This is a genomic window from Methanosarcina spelaei (assembly GCF_002287235.1).
GTDB lineage: Archaea > Halobacteriota > Methanosarcinia > Methanosarcinales > Methanosarcinaceae > Methanosarcina > Methanosarcina spelaei.
This window is the reverse complement of sequence record NZ_LMVP01000015.1, coordinates 1-16,419: the sequence shown is the minus strand read 5'-3', so window position 1 is coordinate 16,419 and position 16,419 is coordinate 1. Positions and strand designations below refer to the sequence as shown.

Genomic DNA, 16,419 nt, shown 5'->3' with positions numbered 1-16,419 from the left:
GCAGCAGTTCAAAGAATGCTCTATTACCTAATCAGGATTATCAACCATTTTAAGAGTTGTTCCTGGATGACCTTCTTGACCTCCAGGGTTCTTTTCGCTCTTTTTACGGAGACTCTTGGGATTAGGTTTTCCTTTGACAAAAAAATCAGTAGAAGGAGGTTTACTGCTGTTTCTGCTATTTTGATTTAAGCGAGATTCTAAAACTTGCAATTTTTCACTAAGCTGTTTTATTTGAGATTCAAGACTCTCAATGTAAGTTGCAATAACTTCAGGGTTTGAAGTACACAGAGCAAGAATCTCTTCACGTTTCATCAAAGATAGAAATAACTCATTGTAAATCCAATTTTTCCTCGAAAAGAGGAAAAATTGTGTAGCCCTAAAAAGGCTACCTGAATAGTAACAATAAATATAAATGTCTTTGGGTTTAACCTGTTTCTCAGGAAGCCTTTTTGACCCTTAATTTTTGTCAACAAGTTTTGCTTCCAGGATCTTTAAAGAGCCAGTGTCACCTTGCCATTCAACTTCGCTTTTTACAATCTCAATCCGCTTTTTAAAAAAGGGGGCATCAAGCACAACAGTCTCATATTCCCCACCTTCTCCGGCCATGTGAACCATGTATCGCTTGTTCATCGCTTTGAGATGTTCGATCGAGTTCACATTAATAGGGCGACCCAACCAGGATTCGTCGAGACCTTCAGCTGCGACCCTGACAATCCGAATATCCAGTACTTTTGACATCTCATTGAGTAGTTCTTCAGGATCCTTGTGCCAGAGAGGAGTATAGACCTTAAGCCCCAGAGCATCACAGATCTTCTTCACCCTACCTGCCTGGTACTGGGACTCAATCGCACCTACGGACACGCCGTCTACATCTACTTTCTTGAGGGCAAGGGTCAAGTCATCCAGCTCCAGCTCCTTTATTCCGCTGGACTCTTGCTGGACCAGAGGGATTTCACAGGCGGCAGAGATTAGTTCTACCATGTGGAGGTTGATGGAATGATACATGTAGGAATCGTCCCTTGCGGGAATAATATTAATCAGGTGGGTGACTTCATGCCCTTCCTGAAGGGCTTTATATATGGCAAAAATCGAGTCCTTGCCACCGGAAACCAGTGCTGCGAGTTTCATCTGCATCCCTTTTTGTTTACTATCTTTTTCATATGTCGAGGGTTATAATGCGTGGATCATTAAGTAATATTTTATATACTTTTTGACTTTTGATCATGCTTCTTCGGCATTTGCAATTTCAGCACTCTTTCTCAAGCCTTCCAAAATTTGCTTCATAACGGGCTTTCATTTCTTCCCAGGTTGGAAGACCTGTCTGGCAGCCTCGTGTCTGCACAGCAAAAGAAGCTACTGTAGACCCAATTTTCCCACATGTCGGAAGCGGGTATCCTCTTGTGAGGGCGAGAAGGAAACCTGCTCTATAAGCATCTCCTGCTCCGGTGGGATCTGCAGCCTGGACAGAAATTACAGGAATTAAAAATTCGTCTTTACCTGTATAGATCCTGCTGCCCTTGGAATCATATGTGACTACAATAATGTCGATCATGGCCTTGAGTTCGGAAAAACTTTTTCCGGTCATCTCTGAAACTCGTCTGATCTCGTGCCGGTTCGCAAAAAGGATGTCAGTATGAGCGAGTATTAATTCAAGATTTTCTTTTGAATACGTAACAAGATCCTGGCCCGGATCAAAGGAGACGAAGCCGGCAATTTGTGCGAGTTTTGCATTATAGACCGAGTCAGCGGTTGCAAGATGGACAAAATCTACAGGTTCGGGTTCCAATTCTTTGAATTTTGAAGAAGCTCCCCAGTAAAAATAGGTTGTCTGGTTGTCTTCCCGATCAGTGAAAATAAAGGCTTTCGAAATTTTCTGATCCTCAATTCTATAAAGACGAGAAAGGTCAACATTCGTTTCTTTAAGAAGTTTTTCATATCCTGAACTTACAAAATCCGTACCTACAGGAGAAATCAGCTGGCTCTTTCCTCCCAGTTTTGCAATAGCAACTGTAATATTGGCAGCCCCTCCGCCAGGATATTCTTCATAGTCAATGACAGGGGATGACTCATTTTTTCCTGCGATTCTTTCAACATCTACAATATAATCAAGGGCAGTGTGCCCTACAATAGAAATTACTCTGTCCATGTAGTATCCTCTTTTTTCATGGGTTGTAAAAAGCTTGGGTCTTGACACCGGACCCAACTTTAAAAACAAAGCCTGGAGGAGAGATAAAACTTGCTTTTTTGCTGGGCTTCGATTAATAATAGATATTTTTTCTCACGAAGGGCTCATTTCTTAAAGAAAGTTTTTTTCAGCCTTATATATTCAGATCTGAACAAAACCCAGAGGCATAACTAGCCGCAGTATAGTATCTACTCTATCCCAACAGTTGTTCTGGAAAATTTTTATTTGCCTGTTTTGCTCTTCTGCTGCTGTTCGCCCTTATCAGCTGACCTCTCGAACTCAGTGACTTCAACAACTGTCAATGGAATGTCCCTGAGAGATTTTCCTATCACGGATTTTGCGATTCTTTCCGCGTGTTCCGCAGATTCGGCATCAAAAACCTTCATCTCAAAAATAAGACCTACAAGAGCGGTGTTTGCTGCTATGAAAACGCTGCTAAAGGGCTCACCGCATACAGGGCAGGATGTAGTGCCCACGTCAACCTCTACAAAATCCAGTTTAGGATTCAGGCGTTTTCCAGCTTCTGAAATAGCGACTCCTATCGCGTCATCAGCCGTCTTTACATCTCTAACCAACCAAGCTGCTTCAAGTACCACATGGAAGTTTTTCATTATTGTCCACCATAATTATTCTGTTATGCATGTTTCTCAAGAAGATTTCCCGATCGGGAAAAGTTTCTCACAGAATCTAAAGAATAGAATAAAGTATATAAATTATTTCTGCTTCAAATAGAATAGTATCACATTTGCTTTTATATGGTTTTCCGGTTAAGTTTCTAATTCTTAGTCCTGCAACTTTAATCCTTCCAATTGAGGTATCTGTGCTTTCTTCCAGAATCAAGTTGGCATTTTAATTTTCTTTAGTTAGTTTTTTGCTCATCACATTTTATTTATCACATTTTATTTATCACATTTTATTTATCACATTTTATTTATCACAGTTTATTTATTACAGTTTATTTATTATATATTATTTATTTTATGCTATTTTATTTTTTAGTTATTCATTTTTATTCATTCTTTTTTAGTTGTTCATTTTTATATATTCTTTTTCAGTTATTCTTCTTTTATTCTATATCTCATTTAGATGGTAAAAAGAGTCTCATCATCAACAGCAAAAACTCCGAGTTTTGCGCCTGCATCGAGCCAGGCGTGACCATAACTGAAGGAGGCAAGAGCATTTACAGGGTCTCGATTCTCCAGGAAATACACCCCATCTTTATAGTAGGCCTCTGCCATTGTATAATAATCCTTTGCAACGGCATACATATGAGACCCCTTGATTGGGGAATATTTGGCTTTCTGGAGGGCCCTTTTTAACATATCCTCATATCTTTTGACTTTTTCATCCAGATCGGCAGGCATCACAATCACCATGAGATCTATTTATAATTTTTTTACTCCACTTCTTCCATAAATCCTATTGGGCCCCCTGCAAGTTTCATAAGTGCTTCGGCTTCAAGAAAATGCAGTTTTCCGGGAATTACGAGAATGTGGAGAGGCTTTCCAAAATTAAAGTCCTTAAGGTTTTCTGCATAGTCTGCTTTTACGGTCGGCTTTTCCGAGCCTGCCCTGGCTATTCCTACTGCAGCAGCTCCTCGTATAATTCCTTCTCTTCTTTTTTCCTCAACCTCAAGGAGAAGCTCAAGGGCAGTATTTACAGTCATATAGCCTTTTTCCTTATCTATATCCAGGAAAACCAGAGTATGCAGGCCAAGTTCCAGGTTTTGTTTTATAATATCATAAGGAGTTTCCGAGATTATCCTTGTACCTCTCCTGCTTTCATAGGGATGAGGAATACTTGCGGATTTCCCGAAGCGATAGTTCTGTAGTCCTGTAAGACCCGAGACAGCTGAGGCAATGGAAGCCCCATGAATCAGGTGAGTCTCTATTCCCAATTTTTCAGCTCTCAGACGTAAATCGACATGAGTTGTGGAGACCATTGTATCTCCACCAGTCAGGAAGCAAAGATTTCTGTCCTTTGCTTTGGAGAGCCAGTCAGGATGCTGCTCTACATCCTCTCTTGAAAGCAAAAAGACCTTCTTTCCGTAGAGCTCCTCCATTTTTTCAAGGTTCGTACCCATGAGACAGGAGGTATAAAACTCAGCATAAACCAGGTCGGCTTCCCTGATAGCTTCAAGTCCCTTTAGAGAAATGTCATATTCGTCGAAAAGGCCCAGACCTATAAATGTAAGCATAGTCCGCTTTAAGAGCCTTGCTGGTTTAAAGCTTTTTGTTTGAATATATCCAAGCAATAATAATGCTTTATTTTCTAGGTTTACTGGTACGCTTAACTTATTTATATCTGGAAATTAATATTAGAATGGAATTATAACTGTAGTTTTAGAGGGGATTTTATGGTTAAAGTTACGCTTATTCACGCTAGCTGGTGTACTGCCTGTCCGGCAACTCGAAGACTCTGGAAAGACCTGAAATCCGAGTATGATTTTGAATACGAGGAAATAGATGTGGAAACTCCAGAGGGTCAGACGTTGATTGATAAATACGGCATAGCCGGAGTTCCTACGACTATTATTGATGGAAGGGTAGCTTTTGTAGGCCTTCCGAAAAAAGCCGATGCTATAGATGCTATATCCCGTGTTAGCTGAACTAATTCTAAAATGAGATATTTTTTCTGAAACTGTTTTTCAGAACTCAGGAGACAAGTATGTACGATCTAATAATTGTAGGAGGAGGACCTGGAGGACTATCAGCCGGCATCTATGCCGTACGCTTTGGACTTAACACTCTGGTTCTTGAAAGAAGCGAAATTAGCGGCCAGATTGCACTTTCAGGTTTAGTGGAAAATTACCCTGGCTTTCCAGCGATTTCAGGGCTTGAGTTGATGGAAAAGTATAAAACTCACGCTCAGGAAACTGGGGTAGAAACAAAAATAACCGATGTTCTCTCTGTCCGCAGCGAAGGGGAAAAGAAAATTGTCTCTACGGACAGCGGAGACCTTGAATCAAAAGCTGTTATAATTGCTACAGGTGCAAACCCCAAGCATCTGAATGTGCCTGGAGAAAAAGAGTTTCTCAGTAAAGGAGTTTCCTACTGTGCTACCTGTGACGGGCCCTTCTTTAGAAATAAAACCGTTGTAGTGGTCGGGGGTGGCAACACAGCCATTAATGAAGCTATTCTTCTTTCAAAGATAGCCCGGAAGGTTTATCTGCTTCACAGGAGAGATCGGCTGAGAGCTGCAAAAGTCCTTCAAGACAAAGTTTTTGCAATTGCGAACATTGAGTTCATTTTCAATGCGTCTATTCAAGAAATCCTGGGAAGCAGCGGGGAAATTCGGAGAGTCGAAAAAATAATCTATAAGGATATTAAAAGCGAAGAACAGCACGAGCTAGCTACGGACGGGGTTTTTATATACGTGGGCATCCATCCGAATACAGAAATCACTGATGTGGAAAAGGATAAGGAAGGTTTTATCAGAACTGACCGCTTCCTTGAAACTTCGATGAAAGGGGTTTATGCTGTAGGAGACTGCCGTGATACACCTATCTGGCAGCTTGTAGCAGCCGTTAGAGATGGAGCACTCGCAGCTACTTCTGCAAATGAGTACATCGAAAGCTTAAAAAAAGAGACTACGTGAGAACTATCTAAATCAGGATCTTTGACTATGGTTGCCTGAAATAAGTTACCTGAAGAGCTACCCTAATCAAGAATTCAGGCTGAAGTTACCTTAAGATTTAAGTGTTCAAAATTCCAAACTGTTTATAAATTTTAAATACGGAACAGTAGTCCTCTTCGTCTCCTGTTTCCCGTTTTTCGGCCTTCTGCTCTTAAGGCTTATTCCAGCATCTGGTTTATCTTATTGTAGAAATCTATGATTAGCCTTGTCGCCTCATTGTCCATGTTCAGCTGGAAAGTCCGAATTTGCTTTCCCAGAGGTTTTTCTATGACGATGCCTGATGCGATCAGGGGAGTAATAACCCTTGATACGCTGGAGTGAGACAGGCCAGTTTCTTCAGCTATACCAGAAAGGTATGTTGATTCGTTCTGGTGCTCGATCAGGTTCATGAGCACTGTCATCTGTGCAGTTTTACCGAAGATTTTTTCCATTGGATCCATTGATATCATCTCAGAGGTGGCTGTTCTCTGTAAGTGATTCTTATTTCCAATATTAACTTGCTATTTACGGTTATAAACTTATCTCCTGATTGGTCAAGCCGACGATCCATAAGAAGTCTTCTGAATATTTGGATAACTCTATACTCTTCATACTGTACTAAATTTAAAGTAACGCTTGTTCTAAAAAATTTGAGAAATGTTTAAGAGCTAAGAAACTATATATTGTATGGTGATGGAGGGTGATGAATAATAAAAATCTTGATCATGAAATTTTGAAATTAATTGAAGCACAACCTGAAATAAGCGAGATGGAGATAGCTTCTCGTCTCTCAGTTCCAGAAGAACTTGTAAAGGCCCGAATCTCAAATTTTAATGACACGCGACAGAAAATCCTGATTGTGGGAGATGGGAGCAGTGCTTTCAGTATTAAGGCGACACTTGAAACTGAAAATTATAACGTTGTCAAAGTCCCTGGCGGTCTTTCTTCACTTGAAGCCGTGAAAGTGGAAAAACCCGACCTCGTATTGCTGGATACAGGGTTTGCAGATCTTGAAGGTTTCAAAATCTGCAAACAGCTTAGAGCAAGTTCAAGATACTGGTGGATACCTGTTATGGTGCTCAGTGAAAAAGGAGAGGTGAAAAATAGGGTTGAGGCTTTTGAATCTGGAGTTGATGATTATGTTACTATGCCTTTTAACCCTGTAGAACTGCGAGCTAGAGTGGGAATGATCTTGAAACGTACTCATTTCTAACTTCAAAGTCGGCTTATAGCAGAAAATTCCTTTACATTAAAAAAATCTTGAGATACAAAGGTCGCTCTGAAGAGCTTTTCAGAGCATTCCTTTGAAATTTTTACATTTCCTGCATGTCAGAAATGCTTCGGCATATTGTAAACATTATTTCATAGTAACATGAAATTTCCTATTAAATTCCTTATTGAATGTCTTTGTTAAATGTCTTTATTGTTATTTTTTACAAGCATCTAAAATCATATTAATTAGTTTATTAAGTGTGCCAGTACACTCGGGGTATTTATCTTTATTATTCTTCAAAAGATTTTTCTAACAAATTTTGGAAAGACGAGAAGATATTAAGAACTGAGTTGGACCCTAATTTAGGTATCTGGCCCTCAACTAAGTTTCTCCAGTCCAGGGAATTCCTCAATTCCTCAGTGTGAGAAGTAGATAATCAGACTTTTAACAGGCCGTGAGAGGAGGAAATTTCAACTTTTTCCAAAATCGAACTTACTGGATTTTTCAGATTTTGTTTTATAGATCAATTTTCCCCATGTTAGGGCAAAAGCACGGATTAAATAATGTGAAAATGGAAGGACTTTGGGGATGTGATAAATATATTTTTATTAATTTTAAGGATAAATTGAAAAACATGTATAAAGTTGTTTTACTTCATCGAATTCTTGTCCACGCTTTACAAACTATATTTTTAAAATAATAGACAACAAGAATATTTCAAAACCCTTAAAAAAGAGCAAAAACATAGGTTAACATGTGTAACTGTAAATGTTTCCTTAACACATAAATTATGACGAGAAACTGTGAAATCTCTTTATTTTTATTACGGAGCTAAAATACAAAATTGATTTAACGCTTTAAATGTATATATTATCGTTAAAATATATGTATATAAGATGGAAAAATGTTATCGAAAAAAGGTGTGGTTGAGTGATGACTTCGAACGAGTGGTATAATACAGGTGTTGCACTCCATGAACTTGGACGATTTACAGAAGCTCTGGATGCATACAACAAAGCTCTGGAAATAAGCCCTGACAATGCAAAAATCCTGTTTAGCAAAGGAATGGTTCTCAAAAGCCTTTTCAGATATGAAGAATCTCTTGATTCCCTAAACAGGTCTCTTCAGATCAACCCTTCGGATGCAAAGACATGGTATTCCAAAGGAGAACTGCTTATAAGTTTTATGCAGTATAGAGAAGCTCTGGATGCATACTACCGGGCTATTTATCTTGCTCCTGAAGACCCTGAAGTCTGGTACAGACGAGGAATAGCTCTGAGGGAAATGAAGGCATATGAAGAAGCTATGGATGATTTTGAGAAAGCTATTCACCTTTATGAAAAGAATTACGATCTGGGCTCCATGAGCGCAAGTGAATGGTGCAAAAAAGGTATGGGGCTCTGCAAAATAAAAAGTTATGAAGAAGCCATTAGCGCTTTTAATAGAGCTCTTGAGTTAAACCCTGCTAACGGGAAAGCCCTTTATAACAAGGGTGTGGCTCTCCGCTGGCTTGGAAAACACGAAGACGCGAGAATTTATATCGAAAAAGCCGTGGAGATTTTTGACACCAAGATAAAGACAAATCCGGACAATGCAAGGTTCTGGTACAATAAGGGAATTGCCCTGAGAGACCTGGAAAAATACAAAGAGGCACTTCAAGCTTTTGAGAGAGCTATCGAGATTAATCCAAGTTTTACAAAAGCCTGGATTGGTAAAGGTATCGTGTACGACAGGATTAAGAAACACCAGAAAGCAATTGAGGCTTACGAGAGAGCAGTAGATATAAACCCGATATATTCCGATATCCTTTAAAGTAGCCAGACCTCAGGTTTTTCCATATGAATCAAAGACCTGGAGCTAGAAGAAGCCGTTAGTTGAAATTCCTTTCCGGAATCCTCAGGACTGGCGGCCAGAAGTTTTCTTTTCTCTAAAGGTTTTTTTCATTTCTCCAAAAATTTACTTTTCTCCTGGTGTATTCAGCTTACAGGTATACAACTTACAGGTTCATGGGATACTGTCAAGTCTACGGGTGCTAAGGAATTTTCCAGTTACGATTGAACCTATAAATGTCCACTCCTTGCCAACTTGACAGAATCCTATAGTCTTAATGGACAAAATATAATTCCGGTCATTTTATAGCAATAATAAAAATAGTTACTTAATCTCTTTTCCAAGATAGTTTTCAAGGAATTTTGTATCATAAAAAAGTGATTCCGAGTCAATTCGAGCCGGTTTTTTTTCTTTGAGGTTTGACACCTCAATATTGTGAGCATCAGTAACCATATCATCATAGTTATTTGCAGGCAGTTTGTGGCTTTGACGCCATTTAGTAACATCGTGTTTCCTAACTTTGAGTGTTTTGGCAATTTTACTATCCGACAATTTTAAGTCATATAGTTCACGCATTTTCCAGTGTCTTTTTCCACTGTTCGATGCAAGCCCGAGATGATGGCGTATTCTGAAGACAGCTGATTGAGAAATGCCGATAGTTCTACCAATTTCGACATCGTTCATACCTTTCAGATATAGATGTTTAAACTCTTCAATGTCAATGTTTTTTCGTCCAATCTGTCTTGGCTTCTGCCTGTATAGTCCTAAATTTCGGCGACGATTTGAGATTGTCCTTTCAGAAACATCGAAATATTTTGCGATCTGTACATCACTAAAACCTTTAGTAAAAAATTGTTTCAGTATATCGTTATTTGTTTTTTCCGTTGTGGATGTAAGCACAGTCGTGTTTTTCTTAATCTCTTTTCCCGCAAAGTTTTCAATAGTTCCTGGGTCATAAGTAGATGATTCTGAGTTTGATTGGATAGTTTCATTAGGTTGGATAGTTTCATTTTCATTAATATTTAACAACTTAGCTTCAAATACAACATTAAGTGCGCTATCTGACTTGTTTGGAGGAAGTCCATGGTTTCGACGCCATGCAGCAACATTTTTCTTTTTTCCTTTTATTATTTTTGCGATTTGCCTGTCAGACATCCCTGCATTGTATAATTCTCTTTTTTTCTCGTTAGTCCGTCCTTGATTAGGTGCAAGTCCTAAATGATGACGTATTTCTCTTATTAATGCACTATTTTGTACACCAAGTGCTTCGGCGATCCTTACATCACTCATGCCTTCGGTATATAGCTTTTTGAAATCATCTATATTTATGTTCTCAAACCAGGTTTGTTTCTGGCGTCGGAACAAACCTACATCACGGCGTCTTTCATAAATAGTATGAGCACTAACACCGAAAATGGCTCCAATTTCCTTATCAGTAAGTCCTATGGTCAGGTAACGTTTTAACTCCTCAGTGTTAACGTATCTTCGACTTAATGGCTGTGGAGGTAACCCTAAATCGTGACGGATTTTCCTTGCTGTGTCAATGCATATGCCAAGAGCATTTCCTATCTTTCTGTCACTCAAGCCTTCAGAATAAAGTTGCTTGAATTTTTCGATGTTATCAACTGTTTTTTCCCACTTCTTCCATCTTAATAAACCTAGACTTTGGCGATGCTTGAAAATTATATCATCACTTACGCCAAAAAATTTGCCAATTTCCTTGTCATTAAGACCTTTTTCGAAAAGCTTTTTGAGTTCTTCATGGTCTATGATTACTGCTACTGCAGTGTGACCACTGATTAGTGGCGACAACCCTAATTTACAGCGTATATTGCGTGCAGTAGCTTGAGAAAAGCCAAGATTATTAGCGATTTCTTTATCGGTCATTCCATTATCGTGGAGTTTTTTGAATTCTTCCATATCGACAGTTAATTTTCTCAATCTGCACACCTCCGAAAACGAGTAACCATTTGCATGGAAAAATCGGTCATAGGAGTGAGGCCCAAAGCAAATTTCCTCTTATGATTAAGGTAACGATTCTGTCAAGTTGACGAGAGTTAAGAAATTTTCAGCTGCTATTAAGCCTATAAAATGACCAACCCTCGTCAACTTGACAGAATCGATATATAAACTATTTATATTATATATTAGGAAACCTACTTCCTTCTTCTGACATATTACTATAAAAGTTTATCTACCATTGGTTCTATCGATCTGGTGAGGAATCAGAATTTCAGTTGCTATTGAACCTATAAAATGTCCAATCCTTGTCAACTTGGTAGAGCACGATTTAGGGTTTCTACAAAGTTAAGTTTTGCAAAGCAAATCCTTAACATTCTAGGAAAATATTTGATTTTGTAACTATTCATCCAGTTTAAAAATGCCCGTTGATACCGATTTTAATGGAAAATAAAAATATAGTAAATAACTCACATACGATGAAAAAACATAGTCAATTGCCAATAATCAGAAAAATCCATTTGCAGAAATTTATCTGTCGAGTATTAATAAATATGGTTATTGATGCTGTTTTACGTAGACTGAAAAGTTACTTGATTTTTAAAAATTGTTCATTTCTTCAATGAGATAGCCGCAGTGCTATACATGGCATTTTATACTTAACTTTAATTTTATATAATTGAAACAGATTGCTAAATTATATATTTATAAATATTTAAATGTTGTTTACTGAAAAAACATTTTACGCAGGGATATTATTTGTTCAGGACCAATTTTTCATATAATTAATTATAAATAAATTTAGTAACTATTCTAGTTTGTAAATTAAAGGATATAGTCAAGTTTACTCGAGTTAGGTATATTTTAGGTTCAGATGCAGTTGTAAAAATATGTTAATCTTAGTAAACTTTACTGAATCATTTGGAGACATATCTATATGAAAAATAACTTACTTGAAAAAGGTGCAATTGTTCAGAGAGACCGTGAAACTTATGCAATAGCTCCCCATATTCCAGGAGGTGTTGTAGATCCTGCAACCCTCAGGAAGATTGCTGATGTCGCTGAAAAATATGGAGCAGCTGCTCTCAAAATAACTTCCGCCCAAAGGATTGCAATAGTGGGCTTGAAAGAAGAAGATCTTGATAATATATGGGTTGACCTTGGAATCAAACCAGGGGCAGCTGTAGGACTATGTGTAAGAAGTATAAAGATTTGTCCAGGTACAACTTTTTGTAAGCAAGCAAAGCAAGACTCTTTAGGACTTGGTCTGAAACTCGATGAGAAATATCACGGAATGCCTATGCCTTCCAAGCTAAAAATAGGCGTCTCGGGATGCCCAAACTCCTGTTCTGAATCAGCTATTAAAGACATTGGAGTAATCGGTACTTCCAAAGGATATACTCTAATGGTTGGAGGTGCCGTGGCTGCATCTCCAAGACTTGCTGACATTGTAGCAAAGGAGTTATCTGAAGAAAAAGTTCTTGAGGCTATTGATAGGATAATTGATTACTATAAAAATTCAGGTACTAAAAAGAGACTTGGAAAACACATTGAAGACATTGGCCTTGAGAATTTCAAAGCTCAAGTCGGGCTATAAGATTGTAGTGCAAAAAGCGGCAAAAGTATAATTTTGCGTTACAATTCCTTGAAAGTGAAGTTCACTTGTGACAGCAAATAAAGAAAAGGATATAGCATCAAGCCAATTTTACAGAACTGTCGGTGCACTAGATCACTTAGTACGCCAATTTTCTGTAAAATTATAACTCTTAATAAGTTAGTGGTTTGGGAACCCAGTATTAAGAGAACTGAGTTATGCTAAGTATACGAAAATTTTACTTTAAATTTACAGAAATTTGGAATGAGTTTAATTTGAATTTACAGAAACTCAGAACGATTTTAATTTGAATTTACAGAAACTCGGAACGATTTTAATTTGAATTTACAGAAATTCGTCACATTTTCCGATATTTTAGTGAAATAACTCAAGCATATCCGAAAATTTATCGAGTCTGAAATCGAAGCATTGATCAGTCTCTCCTTCGGTTCTCCAGTCTCCATAGGAAGCATAAGCTGTTCTCAATCCAAGTTTGCGAGCGGGCACTATATCTCTTTTGATGTTATCTCCGACTACCAGGGTTTCTCCGGGTTTTATCCCGAGCACCTCAAGCGCGAAAAGAAAATGTGCCGGATCTGGTTTTTTTGTGCCTGTTATGTCCGCAGCCACGATAAGATCAAAGTAATTAAGAAGCCCGACTCTTGTAAGCCTTGCGAGAGCATGATTACTATCGGCATCCGTTATAATCACAAGCTTTAAGCCTAACTTTTTAAGCTTATCAAGAGTATTCGTTACAGCTGGATAGAGTTCTAAATTTTGCAATTTTTCCCGCTCATAAATCTCACAGCACTTTCTGTAGTCTTGAGCTGTAAAAATATTTCTCTCCTGCATGTAGTCCTGAATGTTTTCGTAATCCTCAAAACCGTAAACTCCTCTCAGAAAATACCTGAAAAGTACCGAAGGTTCTTCATTAACATTTTCCTTCCAGATAAAAGAGAGAATCTCTCTGCAAGCTTCCAGTTTTGCGGCTACGAAATCAAAAAGAGTGTTATCCATATCAAAAAGCACTGCTTTCAGAACTCCAGGATAAATTTGCTCCGGATCTTTCTGAATTATATTCATGTTTTTCTCAATATCTTCCATTTCTTAGAGCCTGCCGCTTTTTTAAACTATGTAAATTTGCTTTTTCTTCGTCTTCTGCTCTTCTTTCCGGAACTTTTCTCAGAGCTTTTCGGGGAGAGGCTATAAAAGCCATAAAGAACAGATGTATAGATCATAAACGAACAACGAATTTAAGTAAATACCGAACGCGGACATTTAAGAATCCGCAGGGTCTATTATAAAAGGCAGAGCAGGAAATTTTGATATGAGTTCCGACGAACCAAAAGACAAAGCCTTCAGAGGGGAAGGCGGGAAAGAAAAATCCGAAGAAAAGACTGTTTCCGAAGACATGTATGTTTTGAGTGATTCGGGGGACATAGGTAAGCAGGAAGTCAGTGATGAGTTTTTGGCAGCCGAACTTAATGAATACGGACTTGACCTTCTCAGAAGCGGTAAGTTTAAAGAGGCAGTTGTGGCCCTTGATAAGGCAATCGAGAAGGATCCAGAGAATATAAATCTATTAAATAATAAGGCTCAGGCCCTTGAAACCCTTGGAAAATACGAGGAAGCTCTTGAGCTTTATGATAAAGCTATCAAAATTGATTCTGAAGATCCAGATCTCTGGAACAATATGGCTTTCTCCTTATCCCAGGTTGGCAAGTATGAAGAAGCTGTTAAAGCTTATGAAAAAGCCCTTGAGCTCAGACCTGACTATCCCAATGCATGGTACGGAAAAGCCCTGAACCTGAGCCAGGCAGGAGATTATGAAGCTGCTATAAAAGCTTATGAAAAAGTCCTTGGCGAAAATCCTGATTATAAAGAAGCCTGGGTAGGAAAAGGTATAGCTTTGGGGCAAATTGGCAACTATGACGAAGCAATTCTAGCTTACGATAAGGCAATCGAGCTTGATCCCGATTTTGTCGAGGCCTGGCAATATAAAGGTGTGGATCTGGACAGCCTTGGAAGTTACAGACAGGCCTTAAAAGCTTATCAAAAAGCTGTGGAGCTGGATCCTGAGAACGATGACGCCTGGAACAACATGGGTATAGACCTAGAAAACCTTGAAAAGTACGACGAGGCAATCAAAGCCTTTGACAAAGCAATCGAAATCAATGCTGAAAATGCTGATGTCTGGTATAATAAAGGCTTTACTCTCAGCCAGATGCAGAGATTCGAGGAAGCCGCAAAGGCTTACAGGAAAGCTACCCAGCTTGACCCTGAGTATTTAGAAGCTTATTCCAGTCTAGGTTTCGTGCTTGCTCAGCTCAGACGCTTCGACGAAGCTCTGGAGATTTATGAGCAAGCACTCAAGCTTAATTTTGAAGCTGCAGACTCATGGTTTGGGAAAGCTGTCTGTCTGAGTTTCCTCGGACGGGAGGAAGAAGCTGAAGAAGCATACAGGAAAGCTGTAGAAATTGATCCCAGATATGCCGAAGTAGGGGGAGATACCCAGTAATCAAATTTTTACATAATGGCCTAATTTTGTTCAGCATTCTAACATTATTCAGAGTTTACTTTTTTAAGATCCTTGAGTTTTATTTTTTAGGTCAAATGATATAAGGGGAAAGGCTTAGCATTAAAATAGAAACCCTGTCACAGTAAAAGAACTCATATTCAACTCGTCGCCTTTTGGAGGCAGGAAGAAAAAGAGGACATATAATGCAGGTAATCGGAACAATGCGCTGCTATATGAATGTTACCTCATCTATGAGAAGGAATAATTACGTATCTATGAGAAAGTTCTGAGAAGCTCTGAATCTCCTTTCGTGGGTTTAGTTTTTCTAGCTTGTTTATGGTGAATATTCAAAGGCATTTCTATATTAAAGTGAAAACTGCAAATCATTTTCTCATATTATCCAGGAAAATATCCGTAGTAGTTCATTTTATCTTTGAAAACTACTATTTTGAATTAATGGTCCCTAAAAATTAAACTGTTTTAAAAAAGTAATAAAACGGGGTTATCAGTAGTTTTAACTACATTTAAAACTTTATTAACAAAGTCTTATTAATAAGACTTTGTTAATAAAGTTTTACTTTTTTTCTGTAACTACTACAGTACCTTTCATAGAAGGATGGATCGAACATTTATAATTATAGGTTCCGGCATCCGTAAACAGGAACTCATATGTGTCTCCATTCTCAAGTACCTCTGAGTCAAAAGTAGGCCCTGTAACGGTATGAGCAATTGAATCCTTATTCGTCCATCTTACGGTATCACCTGTCAGGATTTCTACTGACTGCGGATTAAAGGAAGAGTTCTGAATATCAACTTCAACGATCTTGCCTTCATCTACAGGTTGAGGCGTTACATCCGAAACCGGAGCTACAGGTGTTTCAACCGGGGTTACCGCAGAAGTTGCCGGTTCGTTTCCCGCACATCCTGTTGCCAGGAATATTCCAAGTAAAACTATGAAAACTGCAAGTTCTTTTCTCATTCTTTCCCCCCATAAAAAACGTACATGAAATTCTTCGAATAACATGCACAAATCAATGAAAGTACTCTACGCCCTCTTTTTTGACTATTAAGCCCTTATTACCTTGGGCAGTAAGGTTGTCCTTATTTTGGTTTTTCAAAACCGTCAGAAAACTAATCAGTGAATTGCCATCGAAGGCTCAAATGTGACTTTGATCACGGATGCTAAATTGGCCTTTTAGGCAATTCGACTGCCCAAATAAATTGGGTGATGTTATATGATTGAAGTCATAAACAAAGCTTGTGGTCTAGACATTCACAAAATCTTTTTCATTGCTACAATTCTCAGTCGATCTGGTGAAAAACAACAGCAACGTTTCAACAGAGATGACGAAGGAATTTTAGCCCTTAAAAATTGGGTAATATCCGAAAAATGTAATGTTGTTGCATGTGAGTCAACAAGTGATTTCTGGGTTCCCATCCATGATTCTTTGATAAAGCATCTACCTGTAATAGTTGGAAATGCTCGAGATATGAAGGTATTTACC

Annotated in this window: 15 protein-coding genes and 3 pseudogenes; 8 read left to right on the top strand and 10 right to left on the bottom strand. The window is 38.4% G+C overall.

Annotated elements, in window-relative coordinates; all coding sequences use genetic code 11:
• Nucleotides 1–30 precede the first annotated feature (30 nt).
• The 6 genes and pseudogenes from ASJ81_RS01610 to dph5 all read right to left on the bottom strand — a co-directional run.
• A pseudogene (locus ASJ81_RS01610) lies at nucleotides 31–315 on the bottom strand (DUF6444 domain-containing protein); the annotation flags it as partial.
• Nucleotides 316–456: 141 nt separating this feature from the next.
• A complete protein-coding gene (locus ASJ81_RS01605) occupies nucleotides 457–1,128 on the bottom strand; it encodes a diphthine--ammonia ligase (RefSeq protein ID WP_095642947.1) in 672 nt (223 codons plus the stop codon).
• A 118-nt stretch (nucleotides 1,129–1,246) separates the two neighbouring features.
• Nucleotides 1,247–2,146 (bottom strand): carbohydrate kinase family protein, encoded by a 900-nt coding sequence (locus ASJ81_RS01600; protein ID WP_095642946.1) that lies wholly within the window; start codon nucleotides 2,144–2,146, stop codon nucleotides 1,247–1,249.
• 260 nt (nucleotides 2,147–2,406) lie between these two features.
• A complete protein-coding gene (locus ASJ81_RS01595; protein WP_048105958.1) occupies nucleotides 2,407–2,796 on the bottom strand; it encodes a DUF555 domain-containing protein in 390 nt (129 codons plus the stop codon).
• Between the two features lie 471 nt (nucleotides 2,797–3,267).
• Nucleotides 3,268–3,549: a DUF357 domain-containing protein gene (locus ASJ81_RS01590; protein ID WP_048109873.1), complete on the bottom strand. Its 282-nt coding sequence runs from the start codon at nucleotides 3,547–3,549 to the stop codon at nucleotides 3,268–3,270.
• 32 nt (nucleotides 3,550–3,581) lie between these two features.
• On the bottom strand, nucleotides 3,582–4,382 hold the full coding sequence (gene dph5 / locus ASJ81_RS01585) for a diphthine synthase (protein ID WP_095642945.1): 801 nt from the start codon (nucleotides 4,380–4,382) through the stop codon (nucleotides 3,582–3,584).
• A gap of 159 nt (nucleotides 4,383–4,541) precedes the next feature.
• On the opposite strand from dph5, the gene ASJ81_RS01580 reads away from it, so the two are divergent.
• Together ASJ81_RS01580 and trxB are read left to right on the top strand one after the other, a co-directional pair.
• The gene (locus tag ASJ81_RS01580) at nucleotides 4,542–4,793 is read left to right on the top strand and encodes a glutaredoxin family protein (RefSeq protein WP_095642944.1); all 252 of its coding nucleotides are present in this window, start codon (nucleotides 4,542–4,544) and stop codon (nucleotides 4,791–4,793) included.
• Nucleotides 4,794–4,852: 59 nt separating this feature from the next.
• Nucleotides 4,853–5,782, top strand: coding sequence for a thioredoxin-disulfide reductase (trxB, locus tag ASJ81_RS01575; protein WP_095642943.1), 930 nt, complete (start codon nucleotides 4,853–4,855; stop codon nucleotides 5,780–5,782).
• A gap of 197 nt (nucleotides 5,783–5,979) precedes the next feature.
• Here trxB and ASJ81_RS01570 read toward each other — a convergent pair whose 3' ends face one another.
• Nucleotides 5,980–6,261 (bottom strand): MarR family transcriptional regulator, encoded by a 282-nt coding sequence (locus ASJ81_RS01570; RefSeq protein WP_095642942.1) that lies wholly within the window; start codon nucleotides 6,259–6,261, stop codon nucleotides 5,980–5,982.
• A 242-nt stretch (nucleotides 6,262–6,503) separates the two neighbouring features.
• Between ASJ81_RS01570 and ASJ81_RS01565 the strand changes: the two genes are divergently transcribed.
• Both ASJ81_RS01565 and ASJ81_RS01555 read left to right on the top strand, forming a co-directional pair.
• On the top strand, nucleotides 6,504–7,013 hold the full coding sequence (locus tag ASJ81_RS01565; protein ID WP_095642941.1) for a response regulator transcription factor: 510 nt from the start codon (nucleotides 6,504–6,506) through the stop codon (nucleotides 7,011–7,013).
• Between the two features lie 933 nt (nucleotides 7,014–7,946).
• Nucleotides 7,947–8,825 (top strand): tetratricopeptide repeat protein, encoded by an 879-nt coding sequence (locus ASJ81_RS01555; protein WP_095642939.1) that lies wholly within the window; start codon nucleotides 7,947–7,949, stop codon nucleotides 8,823–8,825.
• 342 nt (nucleotides 8,826–9,167) lie between these two features.
• Here ASJ81_RS01555 and ASJ81_RS01550 read toward each other — a convergent pair whose 3' ends face one another.
• The gene (locus tag ASJ81_RS01550) at nucleotides 9,168–10,784 is read right to left on the bottom strand and encodes a hypothetical protein (RefSeq protein WP_095642938.1); all 1,617 of its coding nucleotides are present in this window, start codon (nucleotides 10,782–10,784) and stop codon (nucleotides 9,168–9,170) included.
• A gap of 955 nt (nucleotides 10,785–11,739) precedes the next feature.
• Between ASJ81_RS01550 and ASJ81_RS01545 the strand changes: the two genes are divergently transcribed.
• Nucleotides 11,740–12,399: an NAD(P)/FAD-dependent oxidoreductase gene (locus ASJ81_RS01545; protein ID WP_095642937.1), complete on the top strand. Its 660-nt coding sequence runs from the start codon at nucleotides 11,740–11,742 to the stop codon at nucleotides 12,397–12,399.
• Between the two features lie 372 nt (nucleotides 12,400–12,771).
• Here ASJ81_RS01545 and ASJ81_RS01540 read toward each other — a convergent pair whose 3' ends face one another.
• Nucleotides 12,772–13,500, bottom strand: coding sequence for an HAD family hydrolase (locus ASJ81_RS01540; protein WP_095642936.1), 729 nt, complete (start codon nucleotides 13,498–13,500; stop codon nucleotides 12,772–12,774).
• A 223-nt stretch (nucleotides 13,501–13,723) separates the two neighbouring features.
• On the opposite strand from ASJ81_RS01540, the gene ASJ81_RS01535 reads away from it, so the two are divergent.
• Nucleotides 13,724–14,914 carry a tetratricopeptide repeat protein gene (locus ASJ81_RS01535; protein ID WP_095642935.1) on the top strand — a complete coding sequence of 397 codons (1,191 nt, stop codon included), beginning with the start codon at nucleotides 13,724–13,726 and terminating at the stop codon, nucleotides 14,912–14,914.
• Nucleotides 14,915–15,075: 161 nt separating this feature from the next.
• Nucleotides 15,076–15,204, top strand: a pseudogene (locus ASJ81_RS24480) (hypothetical protein); the annotation flags it as partial.
• Nucleotides 15,205–15,488: 284 nt separating this feature from the next.
• On the opposite strand, the gene ASJ81_RS01530 reads toward ASJ81_RS24480, so the two are convergent.
• Entirely contained in the window at nucleotides 15,489–15,893 is a 405-nt protein-coding gene (locus ASJ81_RS01530; protein WP_095642934.1) for a cupredoxin domain-containing protein, read from the bottom strand.
• 256 nt (nucleotides 15,894–16,149) lie between these two features.
• On the opposite strand from ASJ81_RS01530, the pseudogene ASJ81_RS01525 reads away from it, so the two are divergent.
• Nucleotides 16,150–16,419: pseudogene (locus tag ASJ81_RS01525) on the top strand (IS110 family transposase); the annotation flags it as partial.

Excerpts from the sequence above, each read along its gene's own strand:
- ASJ81_RS01545 (WP_095642937.1), top strand. The coding sequence starts at position 11,740 with ATGAAAAATAACTTACTTGAAAAAGGTGCAATTGTTCAGAGAGACCGT.
- ASJ81_RS01605 (WP_095642947.1), bottom strand. The coding sequence starts at position 1,128 with ATGAAACTCGCAGCACTGGTTTCCGGTGGCAAGGACTCGATTTTTGCC.
- dph5 (WP_095642945.1), bottom strand. The coding sequence starts at position 4,382 with ATGCTTACATTTATAGGTCTGGGCCTTTTCGACGAATATGACATTTCT.
- ASJ81_RS01540 (WP_095642936.1), bottom strand. The coding sequence starts at position 13,500 with ATGGAAGATATTGAGAAAAACATGAATATAATTCAGAAAGATCCGGAG.
- ASJ81_RS01555 (WP_095642939.1), top strand. The coding sequence starts at position 7,947 with ATGACTTCGAACGAGTGGTATAATACAGGTGTTGCACTCCATGAACTT.
- ASJ81_RS01595 (WP_048105958.1), bottom strand. The coding sequence starts at position 2,796 with ATGAAAAACTTCCATGTGGTACTTGAAGCAGCTTGGTTGGTTAGAGAT.
- ASJ81_RS01565 (WP_095642941.1), top strand. The coding sequence starts at position 6,504 with ATGAATAATAAAAATCTTGATCATGAAATTTTGAAATTAATTGAAGCA.
- ASJ81_RS01600 (WP_095642946.1), bottom strand. The coding sequence starts at position 2,146 with ATGGACAGAGTAATTTCTATTGTAGGGCACACTGCCCTTGATTATATT.
- ASJ81_RS01535 (WP_095642935.1), top strand. The coding sequence starts at position 13,724 with ATGAGTTCCGACGAACCAAAAGACAAAGCCTTCAGAGGGGAAGGCGGG.
- ASJ81_RS01530 (WP_095642934.1), bottom strand. The coding sequence starts at position 15,893 with ATGAGAAAAGAACTTGCAGTTTTCATAGTTTTACTTGGAATATTCCTG.
- ASJ81_RS01570 (WP_095642942.1), bottom strand. The coding sequence starts at position 6,261 with ATGGATCCAATGGAAAAAATCTTCGGTAAAACTGCACAGATGACAGTG.
- trxB (WP_095642943.1), top strand. The coding sequence starts at position 4,853 with ATGTACGATCTAATAATTGTAGGAGGAGGACCTGGAGGACTATCAGCC.
- ASJ81_RS01590 (WP_048109873.1), bottom strand. The coding sequence starts at position 3,549 with ATGCCTGCCGATCTGGATGAAAAAGTCAAAAGATATGAGGATATGTTA.
- ASJ81_RS01580 (WP_095642944.1), top strand. The coding sequence starts at position 4,542 with ATGGTTAAAGTTACGCTTATTCACGCTAGCTGGTGTACTGCCTGTCCG.